Here is a 3,159-nt window from a genome sequence, read left to right on the forward strand (position 1 = left end):
TTCTATGCATGGCCAGATACTCTCTCCCGCCTAAAAAGAGGGGTTTTATGTCGTTTTTTTAATTGATGTATATATAGAAATTACCCCTTATTTTTTCTCCAAACTGATCCCCGAATTTTTCATCATTGTCAGCTCATCTAATTCCGTTTTCTCACTCTTTACTGGTATCCTTCCATTTCTAAATCTCCAAAAATAAGAAACTATAACAATGGCAGTTGCAAGCAGTGTAAGATAAAACTGCATACGCATATCTTCTATAAATACTTGAGAAACAAATATAGCAACAATCACGCAAAGGGTCACGTAAGTTAAATACGGAAATAACCACATTTTTACTTTTAATTTTTCCGGCCCTTCTTTTTCCGCTATTCTTCTCAATTTAATATGGGAAACTGCAACAAACATATACATAAGCATTGTGACTCCACCTGAACTATTTGCTAAAAATGCAAATAATTTATCTGGTGACAAAAATTTAAGCATCGCACAAATAAATGCAAATAATATACTTGCAAGTATTGCCCAAATTGGTGCTCCTCTACTATTTAATTTGGAGAACACTTTAGGGGCATCACCCTTTTTAGAGAGGGAAAACAACATGCGAGAACTGGTATATAATCCTGAATTTAAAACGGACAATAAAGAAAGAAATACAACTCCATTCATAATTTCAGCAGCTGCTGGAATTCCCGCCATATGAAATAAACTCGCATATGGAAATTGTAATAATGATTCATTGTTCCAAGGAATGAAAATAACTAAAATTGAAACAGAACCAACAAAGAAAAGCATTAGCCGCCATACAACAGCGTTAATTGCCTTTATTACATTTTTTTCTGGATTTTCCGATTCACCCGCTGCAATAGCTGCTACTTCACTTCCAGACAAAGAAAAGGAAATAAATACAACACTAAGAAATACCGGAAGGATCCCATTCGGAAAGAAACCGCCATTTTCAGAAATAATGGATAAGCTTGGTCTTTCCACACCTGGAACAATTCCTATAATCATTGCAATACCCAAACCTAAAAATACAAGTATCGCTGTAACTTTAATAAGCGCTAACCAATATTCAAATTCCCCATACAATTTTACAGAATAAATATTTGTAATTGTCATCAGAATGATCATTGATACACTAGCAATCCATGCCGGTATAGAAGGAAACCAATTGTTAATCATCGCGCCTAATAACACTGCCTCGATTGCTACAATAATGACCCAGTTGAACCAATATAACCAACCGATTGTATATCCTGCCCAAGGTCCAATAGCCTTATGTGCATATGTTGAAAAGGAACCACTATCAGGATTTTCTGCTGCCATCTCTCCGAGCATACGCATTACTAATACAACAATTAAAGCTCCGATGATATAAGACAGTATTGCACCAGGACCTGTTGTACGAATGATTGTCCCACTCCCAACAAATAACCCAGCTCCAATAACCCCCCCAATTGAAATCATCGTTATATGCCTGGTTTTTAGCTCTTTTTGCAATTCATTTTTTACATTAGCCAAAAGATCACCAACCTATAATTTTATTTTCGAAAATTCATTCATTATAGTAACCACACATACATAACTTACATGATTCATCCAAAACCAGAATAATTGATAACGCTTTCTGAATATCACCTATAAGCTCTCCTACTCATTCCTTATGTATAGGTAAAATAAAAAGAGCCAGAAAAACAATGTAAGAAATCACATTGGATTTTACTGTCCCTATCCTTATGGCTCGTCTTCCTGCTAAGGAAGTTCAAGTGGAAAGAAGCCAATTATCCTTTATTTAATTAAGTGCAACAATATCCGGTTTTGCAGGGAGGCTAATCTCTGTCATCGGATAATATAGTAATAATAATACAAATATACTGAATATTCAAGAATTATTTTTAGAAAATTATTCCTTTTTGATATATAAATACTAAAAACTTTGACTTATTGAGGAAAATGATGTACATTACCAATTGGACGAACATTTTTATATAAAAATTTTAAATCATTCGTATTTAGGGGTGTAAATGATGGAAAACGTATTTGACTATGAAGATATTCAATTAATTCCCGCAAAATGTATCGTAAACAGTCGTTCTGAATGTGATACAAGTGTAGCTTTAGGAAAACATACATTTAAGTTACCTGTTGTACCTGCAAATATGCAAACGATTATAGATGAAAAAATTGCAACTTACTTAGCTGAAAATAATTATTTTTATATTATGCATCGTTTTGAACCAGAAAAACGTATCTCATTCATTAAAGATATGCATTCACGTGGATTAATCGCATCCATAAGTGTTGGGGTTAAAGAAGAAGAGTATGAATTCGTACAGCAATTAGCTGCTGAACATCTTTTACCCGAATACATTACAATAGATATCGCACATGGTCATTCTAATGCTGTGATAAAAATGATTCAACATATTAAGAAATACTTACCTGAAAGTTTTGTTATTGCAGGGAATGTAGGAACTCCAGAAGCAGTAAGAGAATTAGAAAATGCTGGTGCCGACGCAACGAAAGTAGGAATTGGACCTGGTAAGGTATGTATTACGAAAATTAAAACTGGATTTGGAACTGGCGGTTGGCAATTAGCTGCACTTCGTTGGTGTGCAAAAGCTGCAAGTAAACCAGTTATTGCTGACGGTGGCATTCGTACACATGGTGATGTAGCGAAATCAATTCGATTTGGTGCAACTATGGTTATGATTGGTTCACTATTTGCTGGTCATGAGGAATCTCCAGGGGAAACAATTGAAAAAGACGGTAAGCTTTATAAAGAATATTTTGGTTCAGCTTCAGAGTTCCAAAAAGGTGAAAAGAAAAACGTCGAAGGTAAAAAAATGTTTGTCGAGCATAAAGGTTCTTTAGAAGATACGTTGATTGAAATGGAGCAAGATCTTCAATCTTCTATTTCTTATGCTGGTGGAACAAAATTAGAAGCAATCCGTACTGTAGATTATGTTGTCGTTAAAAACTCTATTTTTAACGGTGATAAAGTATATTAAGAAAATTATTTATCATTTAGAATATAGGACTAAAAATGGGCACAGTACTTTATTTTGTACTTGCTCATTTTTTATTTTTTAAGAGATTTCTTTAATAAACTATACTAAATATATAATTTATTTTAATTTACTGAATTTTCTAGTATTA

At 33.6% G+C, this 3,159-nt stretch carries 2 protein-coding genes; one reads left to right on the forward strand and one right to left on the reverse strand.

Annotated elements, in window-relative coordinates; genetic code table 11:
• Positions 1–87: 87 nt before the first annotated feature.
• Positions 88–1,521: an amino acid permease gene (locus tag V7183_RS13025; protein ID WP_097894487.1), complete on the reverse strand. Its 1,434-nt coding sequence runs from the start codon at positions 1,519–1,521 to the stop codon at positions 88–90.
• Positions 1,522–2,027: 506 nt separating this feature from the next.
• Here V7183_RS13025 and guaC point away from each other — a divergent pair.
• The gene (gene guaC, locus V7183_RS13030) at positions 2,028–3,011 is read left to right on the forward strand and encodes a GMP reductase (RefSeq protein WP_335359793.1); all 984 of its coding nucleotides are present in this window, start codon (positions 2,028–2,030) and stop codon (positions 3,009–3,011) included.
• Positions 3,012–3,159 lie beyond the last annotated feature (148 nt).

It is taken from the genome of Bacillus sp. JJ1127, from assembly GCF_036965845.1.
Lineage (GTDB): Bacteria > Bacillota > Bacilli > Bacillales > Bacillaceae_G > Bacillus_A.